Origin of the sequence: Fibrobacter sp. UWH4 (assembly GCF_900142475.1) — a bacterium.
In the GTDB taxonomy this organism is placed as follows: Bacteria; Fibrobacterota; Fibrobacteria; order Fibrobacterales; family Fibrobacteraceae; genus Fibrobacter.
Genome location: NZ_FRAY01000001.1, coordinates 277,365 through 300,531, shown reverse-complemented (window position 1 = coordinate 300,531; position 23,167 = coordinate 277,365). Strand labels below are relative to the sequence as shown.

The following is a 23,167-nucleotide window of genomic DNA, read 5'->3' as shown; positions in this document are numbered from 1 at the left end:
ACACTCCTTATGCAACGACAAGCAGACGCTTGACATGGTAAACATCGACTTTCTTAACGAGAGCGCCCTTACGCAGGTTACGCTTACGCTTCGTGGACATCTTGGCAAGAATGTGGCGCATGCCAGCACGCTTGAACTTGACGTGGCCGGAGCCAGTCAGGCGGAAGCGCTTCTTAGCACCGCTGTGTGTTTTCATCTTAGGCATTTTTACCTCTTTAGGTTATTAAGTTGAAGCCTCACCTGCTGCCATGGGCTCGGTTACGGGCTTTGGTGCCTGGGGCTGCTTTTTGGCAGTACCTGCACCGCGTTTAGGACCGTAAATCGAGAGCATTGTGTTGCCTTCGACTCGCGAATCCATTTCCAGATCGCCGTACTGGAGCAAGTCTTCTTTAGCGCGCTCCATCAGGCGTTTGCCGTAGTCCATGTGCGCCATTTCGCGCCCACGGAACTGCATAATAAGCTTGACCTTCATGCCATCTTGCAAGAACTCGGCTGCCTGCTTGATCCTGTACTGGTAGTCGTTCTCGGCAGTCTTCGGGTGCATCTTGATTTCTTTAAGCTTCACCACGTGCTGCTTGGCCTTTGCGGCCTTGGCCTTCTTGATCTGTTCAAACTTGTACTTGCCGTAGTTGATGATACGGCATACAGGCGGCTTAGCATTGGGAGACACTTCCACCAGGTCCAGTCCGGCGTCCTTGGCCATCTGGAGAGCCTGTTTGGTATCCATGATGACGGCCTCGCCATCGTCTTTCACAAGACGGATCGGGGAAATGCGAATGTCTTCGTTAATGCGGGTTCCGTCGCTCTGTCTGTTCGGCATGCGGCGGTCGCGGGGATTTTGTAACGCCAAGTTAAGCTACCTCTAGGTAAATGGTTATTGTGGCGGTAAATATAGTTTTTTTACAAAAAAATGCAAGAACTTTTTAAGGAACCCCTTTGAAAATGGGCGAAATTTTGTATAATTGGACTTGCTCGCGGCGGTAGCTCAATGGTAGAGCCTTAGCCTTCCAAGCTAATGGTTGCCGGTTCGATCCCGGTCCGCCGCTCTTAGACCTCCCGAATGGGAGGTCTTTTTTGTATTCACCCTCTTTGAGGGGGCTTTTTTTGTAGGAATTTCAGTATTTGGGAAACAACAAATAATTTCTACATTTGTATTTGAAAAAAGAGGTTCCCATGTTCTTTGAACAAGCCATTGCACACCAGGTTCCGGGTTACACCCGCGAAGCCGACTCCGCCCACGGCGAATCGCTCGCCATGCTCGACTATAAAGACGAGCTCCGCATCAAGGACCTCGCCATTCAGGAATTTTGGGACGTAAACCGCCTCGCCGGAAACCCGCAGAAGGTGATAGCAAGCCCCATGCCCCGCGCCTACCGCACCACGAGTAAGCGCCGCGTGTTCATGCAGCCGGGCAACTTGCAGTTCGACCGCCAAGAATCGATGCTCGAACCCGAAGAACACAACAGAATTTATGATTTTCTTTTTGAAAAGTTGATTACGCCGGCGTACAAGCCGCTCGCCTACGCACTCAACTGGATCATTATCCGCGGCACGTACCAGTACCGCGTGGTGATTTTCAACATCAAGAAGATTGACGCAAGCATCGTTCGCAAGCTGAAGCTGATTTCGGATGCCCTGAAGGAAACCCCTTTCAAGGTGACAGCGGCACACGCCTACGTAGATACGACCGAATCGGACTACTACCTGGAATCGAAGCGCCCCACCGAGGGCCTCAACTTCAAGCAGCTCTATGGCCCGCGTGAAATGAGCCTGTCACTCGGCAAGTTCAGCCTGCGCTACCCCGTCACGGGATTCAGCCAGATTAACGAAAGCCAAATTCACAACTTGATCAAGGCCGCAAGCCGCCTCCTGAGCTTAAGCAAGGAAGACCATTTCCTGGATTTGTACTGCGGTTACGGACTGTTCAGTTTTGCGCTCGGCGAAGCCGCCAAGGACGTTCTCGGCGTAGAATGGGAAGGTCCGTCGATTGATTGTGCGAAGGCTTCGGCCAAGCACCTCAAAAAATCCTACCGCTTTATCGCAGGCAAGATCGACGAAATGTTCGTGCAGACGCGACTGCCGCGGCCGATCGTGAACGAACCGGAAAAAATCCTTCTGGACCCGCCGCGCAAGGGCTGCGAACCGGGCGTGATTCACGCACTCGCGATGAGAAAGCCGATCCGCGTATGCCACGTGTTCTGCGGCACCGACGAAATTCCCGCATCGCTCAAGGAATGGGAACGCTACGGTTACCGCGTGCGCGAGGTGCAGCCACTCGACCTGTTCCCCGGCACCCCGCACCTCGAAACCATCGTGATGCTGGAGAGGAAATGAGATGTGAAGTGTGAGATGAGAAATGAAATCATTCCACATTACACACTTCACATTCCGCATTATATTGAAGAGGGATTATGCCAGCTGATGTTTTGACAACAGAAAAACCGCCGCTGTGGACGCGGAATTTCGTGACGGTCGCCGCCGCGAACTTTCTGCTGTTCTTTAGCTTTTACCAGCTGCTGCCGATTTTACCGCTCTACATTATCGAAAAATTCGCGACCGACAATGCGACCGCCGGATTCATTATATCGCTTTATACAATCGGAGCTCTTGCCTGCAGGCCCTTCGCCGGATTCCTCGTAGATACTCTCTCCCGCAAGCCCTTGTACTTCTGGACTTTCTTCGGATTTACCGTATGTTTCTTAGGTTACAAGACGGTCGGCATATTGCCGATTCTTGCCGCGGTGCGATTTGCGCATGGTTTGTTCTTCGGAATTTCGAGCACGGCGAGCAACACGGTGGCCATCGACGCATTACCCGCAAGCCGCCGTGGAGAAGGTATCGGCTACTTCGGCATCAGTGTGAATCTGGCGTTCGCGACAGGCCCCATGACCGGCATGTTCCTGTACGAGGCCTTCGGCGACACCATCGTCTTTGCGATTTCGATTATTTTGTGCGTTATCGGTTTGGTTCTTGTACAGACATTGAATGTGCCGCGCAAAGAGAAAAAAATCGCACGCGCCGCTTTCGCTTGACCGGTTTTTCCTCACCCGCGCCATTCCGCAATTTGCGAACTTTATTTTCGTGGGATTCGCTTACGGCCCGGTCACGAACTACATCGCCCTTTATGCCAAGGAACTCGGCATCGGCGGTTCCGGTTGGTTCTACGCCTTGATTGCAGCGGGTCTCATCTTAAACCGCGTCATGACAGGGCGCTTGATTGACCGCGGTTACTTGATTCACCTGGTGGGTACCGGCATGACGTTGAACGTGATTGCCTACTTTATCCTCGCCTTCAGCCACTCGCCCATCACCTTCTTTATATCCGCGTTCCTGATCGGGACAAGCCTCGGCCTGATTTTCCCGGGCTACCAGACGATGTGCGTGAACCTCGCCCGCCACGACCAGCGCGGCACGGCCAACAGCACCTACCTGAGCGGTTGGGACATCGGTATCGGTACCGGCATTTTGATAGGCGGCTCCATGGCCAACTATTTCGGCATGCATCGCCAAGTCTTTTTCGCATGCGCAATCGCACTCGTCATCGCAGACGTCCTGTATTTCACCTGGACATCAAGGCATTACCTGAAGAACAAATTGGAAGGTTAAGCGAGCTTTCGCTACGCAAGATAAAGCGAACCTTGACAAATCCTAGCAAAAAGTTTGCTTAGGCGGAACGCTTTTCGACATACATCATCTGGTCCGCGTTAACAACGCTATCCTTAAAACTGGATACACGGCCATTCCAACCGGCATACCCGATGCTCACTTCTATTGCATAGTACTGCGGTCCCTGACGGGTAGAAAGTTCTTCGCGCAGGCATTCCTGAATTTCGCGGACAGCGTATCCAGGCATATCCGTCGGAACCACCAGCAGGAATTCATCGCCACCGTAACGGCAGAGGAACATCGATTTTCCCAGGCGAACACACGCTTTCTTGAGCGCCGAGGAAACGAGGACAAGAGCATTATCCCCTTCGATATGTCCATAAGTGTCGTTGATCTGCTTAAAGTGGTCAACATCAACCATCACCACATAATAAGATTTCTGTTCGCTTTGCTGCTGCAGAAAAACCTCCAACTGGTTACGGTTATTAAGCGATGTCAGCGAATCCGTCGAAATGAGTTGGCTCTGCAAATTCAAATAGACGAACAAAATAATCAGAGTGCAGCCAAAACAGAATATCGGTGTATTCAGGGAGTAGAACACCTGCAAGGACGCAGCAACAATACTGCACGGAACATAGCTTGCTACAACCAGATAAGTCTTCAAATTTTTCCGATTTTGTGGTTTAAGCACGCGGCTAAAACAACGAAACGTCGGAGTCATGATGTACACAAAAGGAAGGAACATCAAAACAACGTAATAAAGATCATTCGGTTCCAGATTGTCTTTCAACCAGAATTTTGGAACCGCCACAAACGACACCAGCAATAAAACCGCTTCAATAACAATCGGAATTTTCAATTTCGTCTGAAGACTTTGAATTTGCATGCGAGTCATTTCTGGTCGAGAACTAATTTCGGCAAAAACAAAGCAACTGTAAAAAAGGATTGATATGATAACGGCATTCGAATAATTTGCCGCCAAAACCGATATCAAATTTTTAGCAATGACACCATCATTGACCAAAGCCCAAAGTGCGTCGCTGAAAAAATAGATGATATGCCAAAAAACGAGTTTAGAAAACAGCCCAAACTTCAGCTGCGGCGTCGGAAGTCTTTTGATGCTATACAAAAGAATCAACAGGACACATGCGCACCCCACGCACACTTCCGCATAAAATCCTAACTCGCTCATACCAAGAAATATACAAAATTTCATTCAAAGGTCAAAAATTTCTAAATTACAGAGCATGAAACCCTGGAAACTCTTGGATACGGAATACCTGGTAGACGCCCCATGGCTAAAAGTCGCCAAAGAAAAATGCGAATTGCCGAACGGAAAGGTAATTGACGACTTTTACACTTTATGGCAACCCGACTGGGTATTGATCTTGGCCCGGACCTCCAAAGGCGAATGGATCATGACGGAACAATACCGCCACGGAACAGGCAAAATCGCCCTAGAATTCCCTGCCGGGATTATTGACAAGGGCGAAACTCCGGAACAGGCCGCTCTGCGGGAATTGCAAGAAGAAAGCGGATATGGCATTGAGAAACAATGTGTCACCCTGAGCGAAGCATCGAAGATGCGAAGTCGAACGGGTCTAGATTCTTCGACTCCACTTCGTTCCGCTCAGAATGACACAATCAGTTACCTCGGCTCTTTTCCCGTGAATCCGGACAGGCACCGCGGTAGATTCCATGTCGTTTTCATAGACAATGTCGTCAAGAACGGCTGCACGCATTTCGACAGCACCGAAGAAATTGAAAGCCTACTGCTGAGTGACGAAGCCCTGCAGGCCAAAATGGCAGACGGTTCGTTCAATCACCCGCTCCAGATGGCCGGATATTTGAAGTGGAAGTTAAGCCTAAAATAAATGGGATATGACGCGCTGGATCCCGTCACTTCGTTCCAGGACGACGGCAACACAAGAAATCACGATGAAGTTCCTTGTCACCGTACTTGTCTTCGGCACCGGGCTTTAAATCTTCGGCTGAATAGCCGCTGCTAATGCGTTGCAGGAGAACGCAGCGGGCCGGTTCGTCGTAGCTAAAATGGATACGAAAAGTGCGGTACGCAAGCACACCTGCATGTGCGGAAGTGTCGACGGTCAAGCGGCGACGGGAACTGTCAAAGACATCTTTCGAGAAATTTCCGCGGGAAAGCTGCACCTGCGCAAAACTTTCGAGATTGAAATCGCTATGTTCTACAATCCAGCGATGCTGCGCCGAAAAATCATCGGACATTTCGACCGTCCATAGGTCGCCCACCTGTTCTTCGACCCAGCCCGCTTTGGCATCGGGGAAAGCGTCTGCCATCGGGATGTACGGCTTGATGTCAAGCACCGGGGTCCCGTTAAGCAAGTCCGCCTCGTCTACAAATAACGTAAGGCCCTCCACCTTCAGCAGGCGCACACAGCTAAGCCCAATCGGATTCGGACGGTAAGGGCTGCGACTCGCAAAGGTTCCAACACGGTCTTTTCCCTTGGGAGGAACGGGCGGGCGTGTCGTCGGACGCCAGCCCTCGTTTTCATGGAACTGAAAAATCACCCAGATGCGTTCAAAACCTTCCAGATCCCGCAACGCCATTTCGAAATTCTGCCCCGCAGCAAGTTCGATACAGCCAGGATGCCCCGCAAACAGTCGCCCTTGTCGAGGAGCATCGTATTTGTATACGGCGTCACCGTAAAATTTGCCTATCGGGGAAATTTGCATAGGACAAATATAGGTTTATAGCACCTACTTTTTTCCGCCAAATTCGAAGCCAGCCTCTTCAACCGCATTCTTAAGGGCGGTTTCATCAACGTCATCGTCTCCGTGCCATTGCACGCGGAGTTCCTTACTTGCGACATCCGCTTCTGCGGAAAGAACTCCGTCCAAGCGTAAGGTCGCCTTTTCGACGCACGCTTTGCAATGGCTACAACTCATGCCGAGAACACGATACGTCACTACTACAGGTTCCTCGTGTTCATGGTGATGTCCGTTGCAATGACATTCGCCTTCATGGTGATGATGTTCGTCATGTTCGCCGCATTCACAATGCTCGTGACCGTCGCTGCATTCGCAGCAGCAATCGTGATTTTCGCAACCGCAGCCACAATGTCCGCCGCAGCCCTTGTGTGCAAACTTGGCATAAACAATCAACAAAGCGAACAGTCCCGCACAGATATAATCCAATACGCCCAAGGCTCCATGACCATGACATTCGGCTGAAGCGTGAGGAAGCATAGACGCAAGGAATGTATCCATAAAGAACGTATCGACGACGAATCCGAAGAACAATGCTCCAAACGCAATGGAGGTCAGGTATGCGGCCAAAGTACGCTTACCAAAAGCCTTTCCTACCACGAGCATGCTCGCAATACTCGTTGCAGGGCCTGCCATCAAAAGCACGAGAGCGGCCCCCGGCGTAATTCCCTTTTCTACCAGGGCAAGCGCAAGCGGAATGGAGCCCGTCGCGCAAGTGTACATCGGCATCGCCAACACCAACACGACCACCATACAAAGCAGCGGGTATTCGTGCAGGAACAGGAAGAAGTCGTCCGGAACAAAGGCTGCAATCAGCGCCCCCAGCAGAAGTCCAATGATGAGCCACTTGCTCACATCGCCAATCATGTTCACGAAGCCGTATTCAAAAGTTTCCCGAACCTTTTGGACAAAGGATTTTTTCGAATGTTCATCGTGGCCCTCTTGACTGCATGAGCAATGATCGCCTTCGCAATCACAATGCTCGTGTTCATAATGAGGTTCGTGCGTTTCACCCACAACAGCAACACCCGTTTCAGGCTCATTTTTTGTAACTACATTCGTAAACAATCCACCAAGCATCGCCGTCACGAAAGCGGCTACCGGGCGCAAAATCGCAAATGGTCCACCCAGCAGAGAATACGTCGCCAAAATGGAATCCACGCCCGTCGCAGGCGTCGAAATCAAGAAGCTCACACTCGCGCCCTTGCTTGCACCCTCTTTACGGAGCGCAATCGAAGTGGGAATCACACCGCAACTGCAAATCGGGAGCGGGATGCCAAACAAAGCCGACCAAAGCACCGACTTAAAGTTCGATTTCGAAATTTTGGGAACATAAAGATGATTCGGCACCCACACGTGCAGAATGCCCGCCAGCAAAAAGCCGAGCAGCAGGAACGGAGCCATCTCCGAAAACAGCGTGACAAATTGCCAGACAAACTTTTCAAGAATTTCAACAACCGCAGACATTTTACTTACCCTTCTTGTGCAAAATATGCGTGAGACCTGTATTGAAAATAAGACCGATATGTTCGTCATCGAGCGAATAGAACATCCTGCGACCTTCGCGGCGAGGCTTTACCAGGTTCGCCGTACGCAAAATACGCAACTGATGACTGACCACCGACTGTTCCAGATTCAGTTTTTCGGCGATATCATTTACAGAGATTTCGCCCAAAAGCATCAGATGGATAATGCGGATGCGAGTCGTGTCGCCAAAGAACTTAAAGAATTCAGAAAGTTCGAAAAGGGTATCCAGGGGGATATCCTGCGCCGGGAGGACCTTTTCATGATATCGATGAGCAAAATTCTTATTTTTGATATATGAATAACTATTCATATTTTCATATATAGAAACAACAGAAGGTTTTGTCAAGGGATGTATGAATATTTATCGAGAGGGATGGTACTACAAGCTCATTTCATTTCGCTTAACATCCCCCTCTCAAGGAGAGAGTGGGATAAGACAACAATTTTTCTTCGTTCATTTGTTGCCAACGCACCTCTCTCAATACGAGAGAGGGATAAGACAACAATTTCTCTTCGTTCAATTGTTGCCCTTCGGGTTGCGGTCTTCGACCGCAATCTCAAAACCCGCTGTATTCGCTTCGCTCTTGCGGGTTTTGCCGAACCCTCTGCGAGGGTTCGATTCCTTTTTTCTGTGAAACAAAAAGGGCCCCCAAAGGGGACCTTTTTGTTTCAAGGAGAGAGAGGGATTCGAACCCTCGGTCCTGTGACAGACTCCGGATTTCGAGACCGGCCCATTCGACCACTCTGGCATCTCTCCGAGGTTTGCACAATTTAGCAAATAATTTCAAAATTGTCTATATATAATAGGGTTCAAATCTTAATAAAATCTTCCAACCCTTTGAAATAGAGGGGCTTATTTCTACATTTGGCGCCAAATCCAACAAAATGGATCCAAAAAACTTCAGGTTTATAAGCGCGAGTGCGCTTCGGGGCTTTTCAAGGTTCAGCCGGACAGCCGGCGCCAGAACCATTCGATAGTGCGGCATGTGCCGCAGATGAAGTTTACGGGTCCTGAAGGTGCATTATGACGAAGAATACTGAAGAACGTATTCCCGAAGAATCTATTGACCCCAAATCCAAGATTGCTCGCGAAGCTAACGCGTTCTTGAACGCCATTGCCAGTGGTGCCGACGAAGACGAAGCGGATGAAGCCGCTTTCCTCGAAGTGAACCCGAATGGCGTGGTTGTGGACGAAGAGGGCGACGTACTCAAAAAAGGCAAGAAATCCGCCATCGAAGTCGGCACGAAGGTCGAAATTGAAGAAGGTGAAGCAGAACAGCCCGAAGAAGACAGCGACGAAGACTACGCAGAATCCAAGAAGGACTGTGCCGAGGATTCAGAAGCTACAATGGATTCCCTCCCCCGAACTGAATTCGGGGTCGAGAATGACAGCATCGTAGAAAACGAAGAAAAAACAGCAGAAGAAGCCGATTCTGACGATGAACTAGCCGAAGATGCGGAACCCGCCGACGAAGCTTTGGTGACCTTCGAAGACCTCGGACTTGCAGACGAAGTTCTTGAAGCCATCAAGGCGCTGAATTACGAGACACCCTCCCCCATTCAGGCGAAGGCGATTCCCGCCCTATTGCAGGGCGGAAACCTGCTCGGCACGGCCCAGACCGGTACCGGCAAGACCGCCGCATTCTCGCTTCCGCTGCTTTCGAGGCTCGACTTTAACGGTCACGAAACCTCGATGCTCGTGCTCACGCCGACCCGCGAACTCGCGATCCAAGTATCCGAAGCCATTCAGCAGTACGCCGCCAAGATGCCGAAGGTGCATGTGGTTCCGGTTTACGGCGGACAGGACATCGCCGTGCAGTTGCGAGCCCTCAAGCGCCAGGCGAACATTGTGGTCGCCACTCCAGGCCGCCTGATTGACCACATCAAGCGCGGTTCCATCGTGCTTTCGGGCGTAAAGGCTATCGTTCTCGACGAAGCCGACGAAATGCTCGACATGGGATTCATGGAAGATGTGGAAACCATCCTCAAGGAAATCCCGGCAAGCGCCCAGCGCGCCCTCTTTAGCGCCACCATGCCTAAAGAAGTCAAGAAAATTATTGAACAGCACCTGGGCGAATACGAAGAAGCCTGCATCGAAGGCAAGACGACAACGGTAGAAAACATCCGCCAGCGCTACTTACTTGTAAAGAACGAACATAAGATCGAGGCGCTCGCCCGCGTACTCGAAGGCGAAGATTTTGACGGCGTTTTGATTTTCGTGCGCACCAAGCAGAATACGACCGAAGTCGCCGAAAAGCTCGAAAGCCGCGGATTCAACGTGGCCCCGCTGAACGGAGACCTCGCCCAGTCCATGCGCGAACGTACCATCAACCGACTCAAGATGGGCAAGCTTGATATCGTCGTCGCCACCGACGTGGCCGCCCGTGGCATCGACGTGGACCGCATCACGCACGTGGTGAACTACGACATTCCTTACGACACCGAATCTTACGTGCACCGCATCGGCCGTACAGGCCGCGCAGGCCGCAGCGGAAACGCCATCCTCTTTATCACGCCGCGTGAAAAGAAGATGCTGAAAATTATCGAGAAGGCAACCCGTCAGCCAATCGAAACGATGGAATTGCCGACGGCAGAAATCATCAGCGCAAAGCGCGTGGCCGCCTTCAAGGACAAAATCAAGAGTGTGATTACCACCGGCGAACTCGACAAGTTCAAGGAACTCGTCCAATCGATGGTAGACGAAAGTCAAAACGCAGAGTGTCATCCTGAGCGAAGCGATAGCGAAGTCGAAGGATCTAGCGAAGTATTAACCGCCATCGACATCGCCGCCGCCGTCATCAAGATATGGCAGAAAAAGCAGCCGCTATTCCCGGAACTCAAGCCGCTTGATGTTCCGCGTGAAAGAGGCGAACGTCGCGATCGCAGCAACGACAACTTTGGCCTCGACCGCGAAGAAAAGAGCCGCCTCCGCAAGGAACGCAACGAAGGCGCAAACGGCGTCGAAGAAGGCTACCTGCGCTATTACCTGGGCGTGGGCCGCCGCGACCACGTGACGCCCAGGGACATCGTAGGCGCCATCGCCGGCGAAGGCAACATCAGCAGTTCCAACATCGGGCGCATCAAGCTGTTCGACAAGTTCAGCACTGTAGAACTCCCCGAAACCATGCCGCAGGAAGTCCTCGACATTCTCGCTGACATGACAATTCGCGGTAATGAATCCAGATTCCGCCTGATGACCGACGAACCGCCTACCGGCCCCGCTCCGGGAACCCGCCCGCGCGCGAGCCGCGAAGACCGCCGTAGTTTCCATCGCGATGGAGACCGTCACGGCAAAAAGTTCGGTGACGACAAGCCTTTCGAAAACCGTAAGGCCCGCCGCGAAAAGATGTTTGCGGACCGTAAGCCGGGCAAGTTCGAAGATCGCCCGTTCCGCAAAGATCACGACGAGCGAAGCTTTGGCGACAAACCCTTCCGCAAGACGCGTCGTTTTGGAAGAGTGTAATTAAATCACTTGCCTATATTCAGCCTCGAAAGGGGCTGGCGGCCTTCAAACGAAATGCCGATACTGAACTGATTCATGAACGCACGACGTTTGCGGTTCTTTATCGGATCGTCAAATTTGAATGTCTTAACAAGCCATTGCAACTTGGGGACGATATACGCCATATCGCCAAGGGGCAGTCTTCGCAAGGCCTGAACGCCACCCATGAAAGCTAGGCTCATGATGGAATCTTCGCCTACATAAATTTCTTCAAAGCCCAATCCCGCAAGAACATCAACGGCATATTCTTCATTGAACTCAAATGTCGGCCCAATCATGGCATCCAATCCCGCAGCAGAAATACCGTTCGCCACAAGGATATCCGCTTGAATTTGAAAGACAAAACGATAGACTTGAACGCGTCCATTAGGAAGAGAAAAAGTAACAGCTTCATCGATGGGGTCGAGAGATGAGCTTTTTACAGTCTTCCCCACCGAAAGCCCTACACCAAGGGAAAGCACCCCACTCTTTTTATCGGCGTTGTACAACTCCGAAACGATATTTTCGTTAATCAAAGCATTCAATGCGTTACGGTAACGGCTATTGGGATACCGAGCTAGAAAGTTGTCACGGGCAACTAACAACCAGCTGTAATCAAATTCGTAATAGCTGTCACGCTCATAGGGGCTTTCTTTCTGAATCCAGAGCATTGCCCATGATGCAGCCGCATCGGCAGCAATTGTAGAGGGTGCTAAAGCAACTTCTCTTGCCACATCAGCAACAGTACCTGGGGAAACCCGATACCTAAGCATATATTCAAGGAAGCCGCCCGTTGTTAGTCTTGAACTTGTCTGTAAAGAAGTCTTTTTCGCTAATGCATAGAATCCGTCGTACTTTGCAATAATGTAATCCAGAACTAGGTTATAAGCGGCATTGTCTTCTACAGTCAGTTTACGGCCATCGACTTCACGGCCTTCAAAACCAAAATATCTTGTGCTCACCTGAGGAACAGCTCCAGAGCCTTCACGATTGGTAGAATAAAGTTTCCCAGCCTTGTAAGTCAGCCCCTTTTGTTTAGACTTGTCTTTGCACAATTCATTCTTAACTTTAGGAGCATTTTCTACCAGGTAGTCCAACACCGCAGGGACCTTAGACAACTCAGGCTGAACAAAATGGTCCAAAAGGAAAAAGTCAAATTCGCAAACATCCTCAGCCCAAAGAGGGGCAACCCCAATGGTCAAGCCAAGCACAGAAAAAAGAATAATTGATTTGATACCCTGCAACACAATAAATAAAATAAAAATTTTTTCCCATCTAAAATTACTATACTTGCGGCATGACTTTTTCGACTCTCATCGGCATCATTCTGTTGCTCGCCCTTGTCTTTTTTAAGCTTAAGGGCAAATCGCCGAAGAAGAATCCGAAAATGTACCATGGAGACGGCCGTCGCAAAACATTCCGCGACTTTGAGCAGGAACGCCGCAAGGGTCTGAGCGACGGAATTCGCGGGCTGGACAAGCCTTTTGAACTGGGCGGCTACGGTATCACGCACGCGCCTACCCGCAGCGAGAACTTTTTTAAGCCGGCCACAAAATTCAACGACGAGCGCATCGCGAACGACCCGCGCGGCATTTTTGGCGAAGCGGCCATGATGGCTTTGACCGCACGCGTCTGCGACACCGACAAGCGCCGCTACGTTCTAATGCGAAATCTCTACATTCCGGCCCGCGCAGGCTACACCGAAATTGACGCCTTGCTCTTGCACCAGTCGGGCATTTACGTTCTTGAAAGCAAAAACCTTTCGGGCGAAATTGCAGGCGACCTTGAAAGTGAACGTTGGAACCAGCACTTGAACGCAAGCACCGAGCATACGTTCCACAATCCGATTCGCCAAAATATTGGGCATATTTTAGCTTTGGAACATTTTCTGAAAATCCGTCACGAACAAGCGCACTTTATTTCGTTCGTGGTTTTCAGCGACCGCTGCACCTTACGAAAAGTGCCCAAGGATAACGAATTCTGGAGCATCGTCCACTGCAGCGAATTGCAAGACGCTCTACTCAAGCGCATCACGGGCCGCAAGACCATTTACAGCATGCAACAACTCGAAGACTTTTATTATAAATTGCGAGGCTGCATGAACGTGAGCGAAGAAGTGAAGGCAAAGCACAGGGAGTATGCTAGTAAACGGAGTGAGCAATGAGGTCGCTCGTAAACTCGCTTCGAGCGCACTGCGCTTTGAGCAAAACATTAGGCGCCCTAGGCGCGATTATTTTTAACTCAAAGGGGCAAAGCCCCGTCCTCACCCCTCAAAGGGAGCCCTAGGCGACCGAGCTGAGACCTATATGAAACAGATTGTAAAGAAAACAGTTCTCGATAACGGAATCACGATTTTAACGGACTACATGCCGCACGCTTACTCGGTTGCGGTTGGCGTCTGGGTGCCGCGCGGATCGCGTCACGAAGCGAAAGACGAATTTGGTCTGAGTCATTTTTATGAGCACCTGGTATTCAAGGGAACCGAAAACCGGAGCGCTCTCGAAATCGCCCGCGCCATCGAAGACAAGGGCGGAAACCTGGAAGCCTATACCACCCGCCAGGAAACGGGTTTCTACGCGCAAATTGAACGCAGCCATTTACCGCTCGCTATCGACGTGATTGCCGATATGCTCATGCACCCGCGCATGGACAAGAAGGAAATGGAAAAAGAACGCCGCGTGATTATCGAAGAAATCCACAGCTACGACGACATTCCCGAAGAAATCGTAGGCGACGTCTTTAACGCCATTCATTTTAAAGGCTGCGGCATCGCCCATTCCATTACCGGAAACATCAAGCAAGTCAAGGCGCTCACCCACAAGCAAATGCTCAAGTACAAAGAGCAAGTCATCAACGATATTCCGCTCCTGATTTGCGCCTCGGGTAAAGTCAACCACGATGAACTTGTAGAACTTTGTGCAGAAAAATTCGCACAAAAGAAAGTAAACGGCACTACACCCACCGACATTTACAAGGCAAGCAACAGCGTCAAAGTCGTGCAGAAGCAAGACATTGCGCAATCGAACCTTTTCTGGGGATTAAGCTTTGACCGCAGCCTGATGGACGAACGCGCCCGCTGCGCCCTTTCGCTCTTTAACGTAGCGATGGGTGCCGGCATGGCCAGCCGCCTGTTCCAGAAAATCCGCGAAGACAAGGGGCTTGCCTACTCCGTGTATTCAACCGCCGACGTTTATCTCGACTGTACCGACTGGGGCATATCCCTTGCAACGGAGCCGCACCAGTTGAAAACGGCCCTCGACCTTTCCCTCGCCGAAGTCCACAATTTCTTGAAACGCGGATTCAACAAGGGTGAATACGAACGCACCAAGACGAACATCCTCGGCGCCATGTATCTGGGCGCAGACAGCCCCGAAAAGCGCGTCGTGCGCATGGCCGAGCAAGTGCTGCACTTGGGCGAATTCTTCTCTATGGAGCATTCCGAAAAACTCATCAACGCCATGCCCGAAGAAGAAGTGGTCGAAACCACCAACAAGTTGTTCAGCGCCGCCAAATTCTCCGCCGCCGTCATCGAGCCCGCCGGTAGAAAGAAGACGGAACTGGACACCAACTTCTTCAATTAAAAAATCCCCGACCAAGTCGGGGATGACATTCTTGTTTTTCGAGGATGACTCAATCCTAATCGCGACCGTCTGCTTACGGTCTAGCGTCTACTAGTTTCCGTTGATGCAACGGACAGAATAGGCATTGGTCTTGCTCGGCACGAGCTGGCGCACCATCTGGTCACTCATACGGCCCATGGCCCAAATCCAGATCGTTTCGTTACGGCCATTCTGTGCAGACCAGAAACCGGCATATTCACCCATATCTTCGTAGCGGACAATGGACTTGCCCACCATCTTGCGGTAACCCGAAGAGAAAACGGAGAAGCCGTATTCGTCAGTACCGCCACCGCCCTGCCAACCGGTGGTAGCCTTCATCTTGTTGGCAAACTTTTCGCACTTGTCCACGCCATCGTAGCAGTGGGTCAGGCCAATGAGCAAATCCATCCATTCGCGGTCACGCGGCAGGTGCCAGCCTTCGGGGCAGGCCTTGCGGGCGCCTTCCAGATCGTAGAGTCGACCGCCGCGGGCGCAGTAAGAATCCTTGTCGTCGTAGCACCAGGAGTGGCCTTCCACATTATAGTTCACATTCTGGGCAAACCATTCGCGACCTTCCACCTTGATCGTGCGGTAGACCTGACCGTCGCGAGGGTCCTTGACCATGCCCGACACATCGCGGAGCGACGCACGGTGTTCCTGTTCGGCCTTGCGGTATTCCACCACCTTTTCACGCTTGTACTTTTCGCGGCCTTCCAAGGTGTTCGCCCAAGATTCCTGAGCCTTGGCATTCGCAAACTTGATGCGCAAGTCACCCACGGCGAAGAGTTCATCGCCACAGGCAAGGTCGACACCCGCAATATTGATAATCAGTTCTTCGCCACCGAAATCACGAGGCTTGTTGAAGTAGGAAACCCAAGCTTCCATGGTTTCGTTACACTTTTCGTAGAAATGTTCCTTCTCGATCTTGTCGGCAGGAACAGTCATGTTACCCGCGACCGAGAACACGAACAAACTGTCTTTCACCTTGAAGGATACCGGCTGAACTTCCTTATAGTGCGTATACTTACCGAAACGGATGTTACCTTCAATCTTGGCGGCAGCGTAATCGCCTTCGCCTTCGGCATTGTAAATGGCATCCCAGGTCTTTTGGGGAGCGGCAAGCGTTTGGACCGCAACCATACCACAGACCAAGGCAAACAGGGGCTTTAGAGAGAATACGTGTTTCATTTTTCCTTCTCGCATAAAATTTTCGGTTTTAAAGTTAGAATATTTTAGATTTTCGGAAAGAGAACAAAGACTTTATCCCCACGATTTTATAATTTTGGGCTATGGCTATTACCCGTTACATTTTGCAGATTCATTGCCCCGACCAGAAGGGCCTTATTGCCGGAACTACGCAGGTGCTCGCCAAGGCGGGCGCAAACATTGTTGACCTTCAGCAGCATACGGCAAAGGATATCGAGACTTTCTTCCTCCGAGCCGTTTTTGAGGCGGATTCCGAAAACATCGAAGAAGTCCGTAAACATCTGGAAACCCTGGAAGGTCACCTCCACCTGAACTGGAAACTTTTCGACACCACGAAAATCGAACGCGTCGCCATTTTCGTCTCGAAGACGGACCATTGCCTTTACGACCTGCTCCTGAAGCGCCGCGACGGAGACCTCCCCTGCGAGTTCAGCTGCATTGTGGGGAACCACCCCGACCTCGGCCCCGTAGGCGGGACTTTCGGCGTGCCGTTCTACTACGTGCCGTCCAACCCGGACAAGAGCATTCCCGAGAACCGTTTCCGCGAAATCATTGCCGAAACCAAGACCGACACGGTCGTTCTCGCCCGCTACATGCAGATCCTGAGCGAATCGTTCACCGAAGAATTCAAGTACCGCATTATCAACATCCACCACGGATTCCTGCCCGCATTCAAGGGTGCAAAGCCCTACCACCAGGCATGGCACAAGGGTGTGAAGATTATCGGTGCAACAGCCCACTTCGCCACCGAAGACCTTGACCAGGGACCGATCATTTGCCAGGACATCCAGCGCGTGCCCGAAACCGCAAGCATCGACGAACTCGTGGAACTCGGCAAGGACATCGAAAAGCGCACCCTGTCGGCAGCCCTCAAGCTTTGGCTGGAACACCGCGTATTCGTGTACGCCGGCAGAACGTTTATTTTGTAATTCTGAATTCATATTTCGGAATTAGGAATAAAAAATTTTTGAACTGTAGGAGACAACAACATGTCCGAAGAATTGAACAACCAGAACAGCGCCGAGCCGCAGGTTGAAACCCCGACAAACGCCCCGGTGATGGAATCCGCCCCCCAGGACGAGACCCAGCCTACGGCCCCCGTCGAACAGACCTCCACCGAACCGGCACCGGAGCCCATTCCCGCCGCAGAACCCGCCCCGCAACCGCAGGTTATCGTGCAGCAGGAAAGAGGTTTCGCCCACTACGTAGGATTTGCGCTCCTCTGCGTTCTCTGCATCGCGTTCTATTTTATGCCGGGCATCGCTCTCACCTTCGCGATCAGCCTCATTCCGGGCATTTCACTCGGAGCTATCGCCGCCTGGACATTCAGCGCCATCTTCAGCATTATCGCCTGGGTGATTTTCAAGCTGAAAATCAAGGGCTTCAAGAAGTCCTTCTACTTCTACATCGGGCTCTGCGTCCTCGTGTTTATTCTTCTGACGGTCATCGAAGTGTTGACCGAAGAAACGAACGTATTCTCTAGAATCTTCAGCATGCTCTGCGGAGCGGGTGCATAACCATGAACGACATCAAAGATCAATTTGTCCATTTCCTCGTCGAAGCCGGCGCCCTCAAGTTCGGCTCCTTTGTGACCAAGAGCGGCCGCGAAACCCCGTACTTCATCAATACCGGAGAATTCCGTACGGGAGCCACACTTTCGAAACTCGCCGAATACTACGCAAGCGCTTTCATGGTGCATTTTGACGGCAAGGCACAAAACCTCTACGGTCCGGCCTACAAGGGCATTCCGCTGTGCGCTGCCACCGCCATGAAATTAAGCGACGTGTTCGCCCAGAACCTGACCTTCACCTACAACCGCAAAGAAGCGAAGGACCACGGCGAAGGCGGCATGCTCGTCGGCTACAAGTACACCGAGAAGACGAACGTCGTGATTATCGAAGACGTGATTACCGCGGGTACCAGCGTGAACGAGACGATGCAGGCGCTTTCGAAGATTGAAAACGCAAATGTCATCGGCCTCTTGATTTCGGTGGACCGCAAGGAAAAACTCGAACACGGCAAGTCCGCACTCCAAACCGTGCAGGACGAATACGGCATCGAGGCGCATTCCATCGTGAACATCAACGACATCATCGCCTTCCTGGAAAGCGAAGAGAACCGTAAGAAAATCAACGCTCCCGAAGGAATCCTTGAAAAGGTGTACGCCTACCGCGAAAAGTGGGGAGCGAAGTAAACAGGACTCATGCGGCAACGCCTCTGGACATTGTTCGTAATGGCGGCGCTTCTCTTTTCGGGATGCGCCGGTTCTTACCAATGGTCAAAAAGTCACCCCGCCTATAACAAGGCCCCCTACGGGGAACTGACGGTGACAGGACTCCAGAAGGCGTTCGTACTCACGCGGACCAAGTGGTTCGCGAACCGCCTCGACTTCGGCGACAGTACGCAGATCAGGGCGACCGAATTCTGCGCCAAGGCAATGGAAAAAGAATTTCACGGCAGCTACGCAAAACTGACCGTGTTACCGGATTCCGTTCTCGACAGCGCCCCCGAGGAAAGCCAGAAACTCGACGACCGCATTTTCATGAAGGGAAAGCTCCCGGAGCAAGGCGTTGTCGTCAAGGCCCCCGACGGCACCATTCCCGAACAGATCCTCCTGATTCACGAAGTCATCGTCGGCACCGACCTCAAGCGAGAGAACTTTTTCGACTACGCCCTCATCCACAACGAATCCGAGGAAAAACGCGAAGTCAAAAACATTAGCGCCGTCATCTCTTACACGCTCTGGGACAACATCAAGCAGCGTCCCCTCTTCAGTGCCGTCGACGAAATCCAGCATCCGATCATCCAGTTCGGCCTGACTGACCTGGAACAGCTGATGCGGCAGACCGTCCAACAGATTCGCAAGAACCTGTACCAGGGGGTGGGTAAATGAAACGTTTTCCCCAGTTCGCCCTGATTGCGTTTATGTTCGTGCTGGCGGTACATGCGCTACTTGCGAGTGGAGCCCACGCCAAGGACATCTACTTTGATTCCCACTGGACCTTGTGGCAAAATGCAGATATTCTCATCTGGACGCCCGACAAGGAACCGTCTATCGATCCCAAGGAATTCTGCCTGTCGCTGCGACGCAACAACACGGGAATCGGCGAGCCCAAGTGCAGACTATTCGGCGAATGGGAACGCGATACGGTCGCCTCGCGATACGCCACCTGGCTTTCAAACAACATGGAGCCGGGGCTGGACGCCCACTACCTCAAGGCCCGCCACCCGGCCATGATGGCAAAGTTCCAGACACTCGAAGACAAGATCGTCCTCTACGTCGCCGACAAAGGGAACAACCTTCAAGTCGCTATTTTCGACGAGACCTCCAGCGAGCCCAAGGCGGCGGGCACCGTTACTAAAAAAGCCGACAAAATCGCCCTCGGCGACGAAATCGCCAGCGCCCTGTTCGACCGTCATACCAAGCGTCGCCTGACCAAGGAAGAACGCCTCAAGATGGAAACCGAGCCCGATGAGCTCTACAAGGAATCTCCAACTTTCAGATCGTGGGTCGGAATTTCGGCAGGGTACGCCCAGGCGCAAATTCCATTCACCCCCGACAGTTGGTACCGAAGCCATATCAAGAGCCGCGTCGGAAACTACCGCGCCACCCGCGACTCCGTAAGCCTTTGGAACTTTATGGACGATTCCACTCCGTTATTTACTTTGTACGCAGGCGGAATCTGGTTCGGTTTTATCGGTGGTGAAATTTTCTACCGCTATTCCAATCACGAAGTCAAGATCGACGAACGCGACTCCGTATACGAGGAACTTGATCACTGGGATTTTACCCAGCACGAAATCGGCCTGAACGTCATGTTTTCCAGGAGCTATTCGCCCATCAAGTGGATGGACCTCCATCTGTTCGCCTTCCTCGGATTCCAGTATAGTTTCTACTCCGAAGATATCGAACTCAAGAGTTCCAAGAAAAAGCCCTCCAAGGAATACGAGACTCGCTTCAAGACCGAAGACCCTTACAAGGGCGCGCTCCTCGGATTCGGCTTTCAAAGCGTATTCCTGCAGCACTACGGCTTAAGCGTTCGCACCGGTATTTCGAGCCGCGGCAAGGACATCTACACCGAGCCCTCGCCCGATGCTGCCGCAGAACCTACAACGATTGGCGCCTCCACTGTCGACTGGTTCATCAGTGTCGGTTTGGAATACCATTGGACTCCGTTCAAGTAACTCGGAGATTTAAAGATTAAAATCCTATTCGCACCGCTACAAGGTTATACGACAGGCCCCTACCGCAAGGCCCATGCCAAAATTTTTGGCGGAGTCGACGCTTATTACGCTCCGTTTTTGCGGATAGAAAACGGCCTGCCTCGCGAAAAGGACCTGCGGGATTTGGAAAGTCCGGACATTGACGGGATTGCAAACGCAAACAGCGTCGGAAACGCAGATGCAACTGGCGCAGATTATAAAGTCGTGCCGCAAATTATCGCGAACAGCGTTCATGAATTCAAGACTCTCGCCAAAGCTCTTTTGCAAAAGGGTTTCACGGAAATCGACTTCAATATGGGATGTCCCTTTCCGATGCAGGTCAACCGCCACCGTGGCGCAGGAATTCTAGGCGACGTACACGCTGTCCAGGACATTATGGACGAAATCAGAAAAATGTCAGATTCCGCAACAGGAACCGCGTCCAAAGATTTAAATGGAACCGCGTCCACAATTGCAAATAGAACAGTACCGATCAAATTTTCCGTCAAGATGCGGCTCGGGCAAAATTCTCCCGACGAGGCATTCGCGCTGCTTCCGCTCCTGAACGACACTCCCCTCGCCCATATCACGCTCCACCCGCGACTCGGCAAGCAGCAATACAAGGGAGCCATCGACTTTGATTCGTTCGAGCGATTCTACAACGAATGCAAGCACCCGCTCGTTTACAACGGAGACATCACAACGGTTTCTCAAATCAACGAGCTTGAACGCAAGTATCCGAAACTTGCCGGTATCATGATGGGTCGCGGATTACTCGCCCGCCCCAGCCTCGCCGCAGAATACAAAGCCTTGCGCAACGAAACGGATTCCACAAGTGTCCACAGCACGGATTGCGAGGCCACCCCGCAGGAACTTCTCGGCAAGATTCTGCAAATGCATCAAGCGATTTTCGACAACGCCTGCAAAACATACCAAGGCGACAGCCAAATCCTCTCGCACATCCAAACCTTTTGGGATTATCTGGAGCCGAACATTCCTAAAAAGATTTTCAAGAAAATCAAGAAAGCAGGCAAACTCAGCGAATACAAAGAAGCCATCGAGATGCTGAGGTAATACCCGCTCTCAAAAAAATTTGAATTTTGCAAACAACTGTTGTCACATTTTTCAAATTCATTTGGTAGATTTACCGGAAACATTGATACTATTGCATCTTGATCATTAAAAAAGTATATTTAAGGTATGGCTTTTCCATTTGTTTACATTCCTGTTTTAACGGGAGAAATTGCCGAGGAATTCAACCGCCAAGCGGAATATAACGCTAAGTACTTGGCAGGCTCCGAATACAGCGCCGAAAGAGAGACGTGGTGTCGCCAAATTATTGAAAATTCAAGAATAGACCTGCTAAAAAGAGCTTCATCTAAATGAATTTTTTCGATTTTTCATTTTTCCCCCGAGCCTTTGAATTTTTTTCTGTAAATATGGAACTTCTATGACTATTTAGATTTTTGATGGATGTAGTCAGATTGGCTACATCCTTTTCTGAATATACATTATATCTTAAATGTAAGTCAAGATATATTTGGATTTTTGATGACACTATTGTATTATTTTGCTGTAAAGAATTTTACAAATCGGCATTTGTCGGGATGAGTGATGAAGCATAATTTCTGAATGATACATGATATATGGAGGCAAAACCAATGCTTATAGATTTTAACAAGATAGATTCAATGACCTTCCCAGGTATGGATAACGGTACCGGTACTATGAGTGCCCGTATGTATAATGATGATTCCTATCGGATAATTCCAACATCAATTCATCCAGGAGGAAGTATAGGAACGCATAAGCAGAATTCCGGAGATGACATGAATTATATAATAAGCGGGACAGGAAAAGCATTTTGTGATGGGGTAGAGGAATTACTGATGCCTGGAGTAATGCACATTTGTCCTCAAAGTTCAGAACATTCTATCATAAATACAGGAGAGGAAGACCTGGTTATGCTAACCATTGTGGTGAAGAAATGAGTACATATATATTTGAGAAACCTCTTATCAGAGGGAAAATGTTAAAAAGAAAGAGTCAGTTTACTGCTCTGGTAGAGATAGATGGTGAGGAACTTGTTGCTCATATTCCGACAACAAATCGTATCGGAGATGTGGAGAATAAGAATCTGCCCTGCCTTCTTTCATATCATGATGATCCAAAGCGTAAACTAAAATATGATATAGAAGCGGTGCTTCTTTCCGATGATGAAAACTGGATAGGGATTAATCAGATTCTTTCCAACAGACTTGTAGAGTTCTTTCTAAAAGAACATGAACTGGATGCGATCGTGCCCGATTTTGACAGTGTCCAGCGAGAGGTTAAACTGGGAATATCCAAACTTGATTTCAAAGTCGGAGATACCTATATGGAAGTAAAGACTCCGCTGACAACTATCAATGTAAAATATGGACAGGACATTAAAACACTACCACCTAAGCCGTTTTCATCAACAGATAGGATGGTAAAACATCTTAAGGAACTTGCAGGCTCTCTTAAGAATCATGAGAAGGCTGTTTTTCTCCAGGTGTTTCAGTATCGCATTACCGAAAGGAAAGAAAGACTCCGTTCAACACATTATGAAGAGGTTTCTCAAACCTTCAAAGAGGCATCAGAAGCAGGTGTTGAGTTTTGGGAAGTTCAGATGGATTTTAGACTGGAAGGAGTAACTCTTTACAACGTAACGAAAAGTGCAGATCTATAAAATTCAGTTTCATACACGATGACAAATTTGAATATCATACTCATTAAGTAAGCCTTGGATTACAGCCTTTTTTCCTTCTGTCTTTGG

General features: G+C 50.5%; 25 protein-coding genes and 2 tRNA genes. 17 read left to right on the top strand and 10 right to left on the bottom strand.

Features of this window, described 5'->3' with window-relative positions:
- Positions 1-7: 7 nt before the first annotated feature.
- Complete coding sequence (gene rpmI / locus BUA93_RS01170; protein ID WP_072800243.1) at positions 8-205, bottom strand: 50S ribosomal protein L35; 198 nt, start codon at positions 203-205, stop codon at positions 8-10.
- A gap of 18 nt (positions 206-223) precedes the next feature.
- Positions 224-850, bottom strand: coding sequence for a translation initiation factor IF-3 (gene infC / locus BUA93_RS01165; RefSeq protein WP_249268781.1), 627 nt, complete (start codon positions 848-850; stop codon positions 224-226).
- A 124-nt stretch (positions 851-974) separates the two neighbouring features.
- Here infC and BUA93_RS01160 point away from each other — a divergent pair.
- The 4 genes from BUA93_RS01160 to BUA93_RS16480 all read left to right on the top strand — a co-directional run bounded on the left by BUA93_RS01160 (position 975) and on the right by BUA93_RS16480 (position 3,606).
- Positions 975-1,046 (top strand) — tRNA-Gly (locus BUA93_RS01160).
- 127 nt (positions 1,047-1,173) lie between these two features.
- Positions 1,174-2,334, top strand: a complete 1,161-nt coding sequence (locus BUA93_RS01155) for a class I SAM-dependent RNA methyltransferase (protein WP_072976707.1) — start codon at positions 1,174-1,176, stop codon at positions 2,332-2,334.
- 77 nt (positions 2,335-2,411) lie between these two features.
- Positions 2,412-3,032, top strand: coding sequence for an MFS transporter (locus tag BUA93_RS16485; protein WP_254793796.1), 621 nt, complete (start codon positions 2,412-2,414; stop codon positions 3,030-3,032).
- Positions 3,033-3,081: 49 nt separating this feature from the next.
- Positions 3,082-3,606, top strand: a complete 525-nt coding sequence (locus BUA93_RS16480; protein ID WP_254793795.1) for an MFS transporter — start codon at positions 3,082-3,084, stop codon at positions 3,604-3,606.
- A 58-nt stretch (positions 3,607-3,664) separates the two neighbouring features.
- Here BUA93_RS16480 and BUA93_RS01145 read toward each other — a convergent pair whose 3' ends face one another.
- Positions 3,665-4,270, bottom strand: a complete 606-nt coding sequence (locus BUA93_RS01145) for a GGDEF domain-containing protein (RefSeq protein WP_254793794.1) — start codon at positions 4,268-4,270, stop codon at positions 3,665-3,667.
- Between the two features lie 583 nt (positions 4,271-4,853).
- On the opposite strand from BUA93_RS01145, the gene BUA93_RS01140 reads away from it, so the two are divergent.
- The gene (locus tag BUA93_RS01140; RefSeq protein ID WP_072976705.1) at positions 4,854-5,480 is read left to right on the top strand and encodes an NUDIX hydrolase; all 627 of its coding nucleotides are present in this window, start codon (positions 4,854-4,856) and stop codon (positions 5,478-5,480) included.
- 25 nt (positions 5,481-5,505) lie between these two features.
- On the opposite strand, the gene tsaA is transcribed toward BUA93_RS01140, so the two are convergent.
- The 5 genes from tsaA to BUA93_RS01120 form a co-directional block, all read right to left on the bottom strand.
- Positions 5,506-6,318 carry a tRNA (N6-threonylcarbamoyladenosine(37)-N6)-methyltransferase TrmO gene (gene tsaA / locus BUA93_RS01135; protein ID WP_254793793.1) on the bottom strand — a complete coding sequence of 271 codons (813 nt, stop codon included), beginning with the start codon at positions 6,316-6,318 and terminating at the stop codon, positions 5,506-5,508.
- A gap of 24 nt (positions 6,319-6,342) precedes the next feature.
- Complete coding sequence (locus BUA93_RS01130) at positions 6,343-7,818, bottom strand: SO_0444 family Cu/Zn efflux transporter (RefSeq protein WP_175547345.1); 1,476 nt, start codon at positions 7,816-7,818, stop codon at positions 6,343-6,345.
- Position 7,819: 1 nt separating this feature from the next.
- Positions 7,820-8,188, bottom strand: coding sequence for an ArsR/SmtB family transcription factor (locus tag BUA93_RS01125; protein WP_083597067.1), 369 nt, complete (start codon positions 8,186-8,188; stop codon positions 7,820-7,822).
- Between the two features lie 207 nt (positions 8,189-8,395).
- Positions 8,396-8,518 carry a hypothetical protein gene (locus BUA93_RS16645; protein ID WP_256374663.1) on the bottom strand — a complete coding sequence of 41 codons (123 nt, stop codon included), beginning with the start codon at positions 8,516-8,518 and terminating at the stop codon, positions 8,396-8,398.
- Between the two features lie 32 nt (positions 8,519-8,550).
- Positions 8,551-8,635: transfer RNA gene (locus BUA93_RS01120), tRNA-Ser, on the bottom strand.
- Between the two features lie 267 nt (positions 8,636-8,902).
- On the opposite strand from BUA93_RS01120, the gene BUA93_RS01115 reads away from it, so the two are divergent.
- Entirely contained in the window at positions 8,903-11,341 is a 2,439-nt protein-coding gene (locus tag BUA93_RS01115) for a DEAD/DEAH box helicase (protein WP_072976704.1), read from the top strand.
- 5 nt (positions 11,342-11,346) lie between these two features.
- Here the strand turns inward: BUA93_RS01115 and BUA93_RS01110 are convergent, their stop codons facing one another.
- Positions 11,347-12,606 carry an NOT2/NOT3/NOT5 family protein gene (locus BUA93_RS01110; RefSeq protein ID WP_139257641.1) on the bottom strand — a complete coding sequence of 420 codons (1,260 nt, stop codon included), beginning with the start codon at positions 12,604-12,606 and terminating at the stop codon, positions 11,347-11,349.
- Positions 12,607-12,656: 50 nt separating this feature from the next.
- Between BUA93_RS01110 and BUA93_RS01105 the strand changes: the two genes are divergently transcribed.
- Positions 12,657-13,523 (top strand): nuclease-related domain-containing protein, encoded by an 867-nt coding sequence (locus tag BUA93_RS01105; RefSeq protein WP_072976701.1) that lies wholly within the window; start codon positions 12,657-12,659, stop codon positions 13,521-13,523.
- A gap of 142 nt (positions 13,524-13,665) precedes the next feature.
- The gene (locus BUA93_RS01100; protein ID WP_072976698.1) at positions 13,666-14,940 is read left to right on the top strand and encodes a M16 family metallopeptidase; all 1,275 of its coding nucleotides are present in this window, start codon (positions 13,666-13,668) and stop codon (positions 14,938-14,940) included.
- Between the two features lie 90 nt (positions 14,941-15,030).
- Here BUA93_RS01100 and BUA93_RS01095 read toward each other — a convergent pair whose 3' ends face one another.
- Positions 15,031-16,146, bottom strand: coding sequence for a fibrobacter succinogenes major paralogous domain-containing protein (locus BUA93_RS01095; RefSeq protein WP_083597066.1), 1,116 nt, complete (start codon positions 16,144-16,146; stop codon positions 15,031-15,033).
- Positions 16,147-16,247: 101 nt separating this feature from the next.
- Here BUA93_RS01095 and purU point away from each other — a divergent pair, with 101 nt between their 5' ends.
- From purU to BUA93_RS01050, 9 genes are all read left to right on the top strand, one after another.
- Entirely contained in the window at positions 16,248-17,093 is an 846-nt protein-coding gene (gene purU / locus BUA93_RS01090; protein ID WP_072976697.1) for a formyltetrahydrofolate deformylase, read from the top strand.
- 60 nt (positions 17,094-17,153) lie between these two features.
- Positions 17,154-17,681 (top strand): hypothetical protein, encoded by a 528-nt coding sequence (locus BUA93_RS01085; RefSeq protein ID WP_072976695.1) that lies wholly within the window; start codon positions 17,154-17,156, stop codon positions 17,679-17,681.
- Between the two features lie 2 nt (positions 17,682-17,683).
- Positions 17,684-18,358: an orotate phosphoribosyltransferase gene (gene pyrE / locus BUA93_RS01080; protein ID WP_072976693.1), complete on the top strand. Its 675-nt coding sequence runs from the start codon at positions 17,684-17,686 to the stop codon at positions 18,356-18,358.
- A gap of 39 nt (positions 18,359-18,397) precedes the next feature.
- The gene (locus BUA93_RS01075) at positions 18,398-19,057 is read left to right on the top strand and encodes a hypothetical protein (protein WP_254793792.1); all 660 of its coding nucleotides are present in this window, start codon (positions 18,398-18,400) and stop codon (positions 19,055-19,057) included.
- Positions 19,054-20,349 carry a hypothetical protein gene (locus BUA93_RS01070; protein ID WP_254793791.1) on the top strand — a complete coding sequence of 432 codons (1,296 nt, stop codon included), beginning with the start codon at positions 19,054-19,056 and terminating at the stop codon, positions 20,347-20,349. The genes BUA93_RS01075 and BUA93_RS01070 overlap by 4 nt, the downstream gene beginning before the upstream one ends.
- A gap of 117 nt (positions 20,350-20,466) precedes the next feature.
- On the top strand, positions 20,467-21,441 hold the full coding sequence (locus BUA93_RS01065) for a tRNA-dihydrouridine synthase family protein (protein WP_254793790.1): 975 nt from the start codon (positions 20,467-20,469) through the stop codon (positions 21,439-21,441).
- A 126-nt stretch (positions 21,442-21,567) separates the two neighbouring features.
- Entirely contained in the window at positions 21,568-21,753 is a 186-nt protein-coding gene (locus tag BUA93_RS01060) for a hypothetical protein (protein WP_072976687.1), read from the top strand.
- Between the two features lie 275 nt (positions 21,754-22,028).
- Positions 22,029-22,358, top strand: a complete 330-nt coding sequence (locus tag BUA93_RS01055; protein WP_072976685.1) for a cupin domain-containing protein — start codon at positions 22,029-22,031, stop codon at positions 22,356-22,358.
- A gap of 38 nt (positions 22,359-22,396) precedes the next feature.
- Positions 22,397-23,080, top strand: coding sequence for a DNA/RNA nuclease SfsA (locus BUA93_RS01050; protein ID WP_175547344.1), 684 nt, complete (start codon positions 22,397-22,399; stop codon positions 23,078-23,080).
- The last annotated feature ends 87 nt before the right edge of the window (positions 23,081-23,167 follow it).

Bases quoted from the DNA above. Each gene is read 5' to 3' on its own strand.
- rpmI (WP_072800243.1), bottom strand. From the start codon at position 205: ATGCCTAAGATGAAAACACACAGCGGTGCTAAGAAGCGCTTCCGCCTG.
- BUA93_RS01155 (WP_072976707.1), top strand. From the start codon at position 1,174: ATGTTCTTTGAACAAGCCATTGCACACCAGGTTCCGGGTTACACCCGC.
- BUA93_RS16485 (WP_254793796.1), top strand. From the start codon at position 2,412: ATGCCAGCTGATGTTTTGACAACAGAAAAACCGCCGCTGTGGACGCGG.
- BUA93_RS01140 (WP_072976705.1), top strand. From the start codon at position 4,854: ATGAAACCCTGGAAACTCTTGGATACGGAATACCTGGTAGACGCCCCA.
- tsaA (WP_254793793.1), bottom strand. From the start codon at position 6,318: ATGCAAATTTCCCCGATAGGCAAATTTTACGGTGACGCCGTATACAAA.
- BUA93_RS01130 (WP_175547345.1), bottom strand. From the start codon at position 7,818: ATGTCTGCGGTTGTTGAAATTCTTGAAAAGTTTGTCTGGCAATTTGTC.
- BUA93_RS01125 (WP_083597067.1), bottom strand. From the start codon at position 8,188: ATGAATAGTTATTCATATATCAAAAATAAGAATTTTGCTCATCGATAT.
- BUA93_RS01115 (WP_072976704.1), top strand. From the start codon at position 8,903: ATGACGAAGAATACTGAAGAACGTATTCCCGAAGAATCTATTGACCCC.
- BUA93_RS01105 (WP_072976701.1), top strand. From the start codon at position 12,657: ATGACTTTTTCGACTCTCATCGGCATCATTCTGTTGCTCGCCCTTGTC.
- BUA93_RS01100 (WP_072976698.1), top strand. From the start codon at position 13,666: ATGAAACAGATTGTAAAGAAAACAGTTCTCGATAACGGAATCACGATT.
- BUA93_RS01095 (WP_083597066.1), bottom strand. From the start codon at position 16,146: ATGAAACACGTATTCTCTCTAAAGCCCCTGTTTGCCTTGGTCTGTGGT.
- purU (WP_072976697.1), top strand. From the start codon at position 16,248: ATGGCTATTACCCGTTACATTTTGCAGATTCATTGCCCCGACCAGAAG.
- BUA93_RS01085 (WP_072976695.1), top strand. From the start codon at position 17,154: ATGTCCGAAGAATTGAACAACCAGAACAGCGCCGAGCCGCAGGTTGAA.
- pyrE (WP_072976693.1), top strand. From the start codon at position 17,684: ATGAACGACATCAAAGATCAATTTGTCCATTTCCTCGTCGAAGCCGGC.
- BUA93_RS01075 (WP_254793792.1), top strand. From the start codon at position 18,398: ATGGCGGCGCTTCTCTTTTCGGGATGCGCCGGTTCTTACCAATGGTCA.
- BUA93_RS01070 (WP_254793791.1), top strand. From the start codon at position 19,054: ATGAAACGTTTTCCCCAGTTCGCCCTGATTGCGTTTATGTTCGTGCTG.
- BUA93_RS01060 (WP_072976687.1), top strand. From the start codon at position 21,568: ATGGCTTTTCCATTTGTTTACATTCCTGTTTTAACGGGAGAAATTGCC.
- BUA93_RS01055 (WP_072976685.1), top strand. From the start codon at position 22,029: ATGCTTATAGATTTTAACAAGATAGATTCAATGACCTTCCCAGGTATG.
- BUA93_RS01050 (WP_175547344.1), top strand. From the start codon at position 22,397: ATGTTAAAAAGAAAGAGTCAGTTTACTGCTCTGGTAGAGATAGATGGT.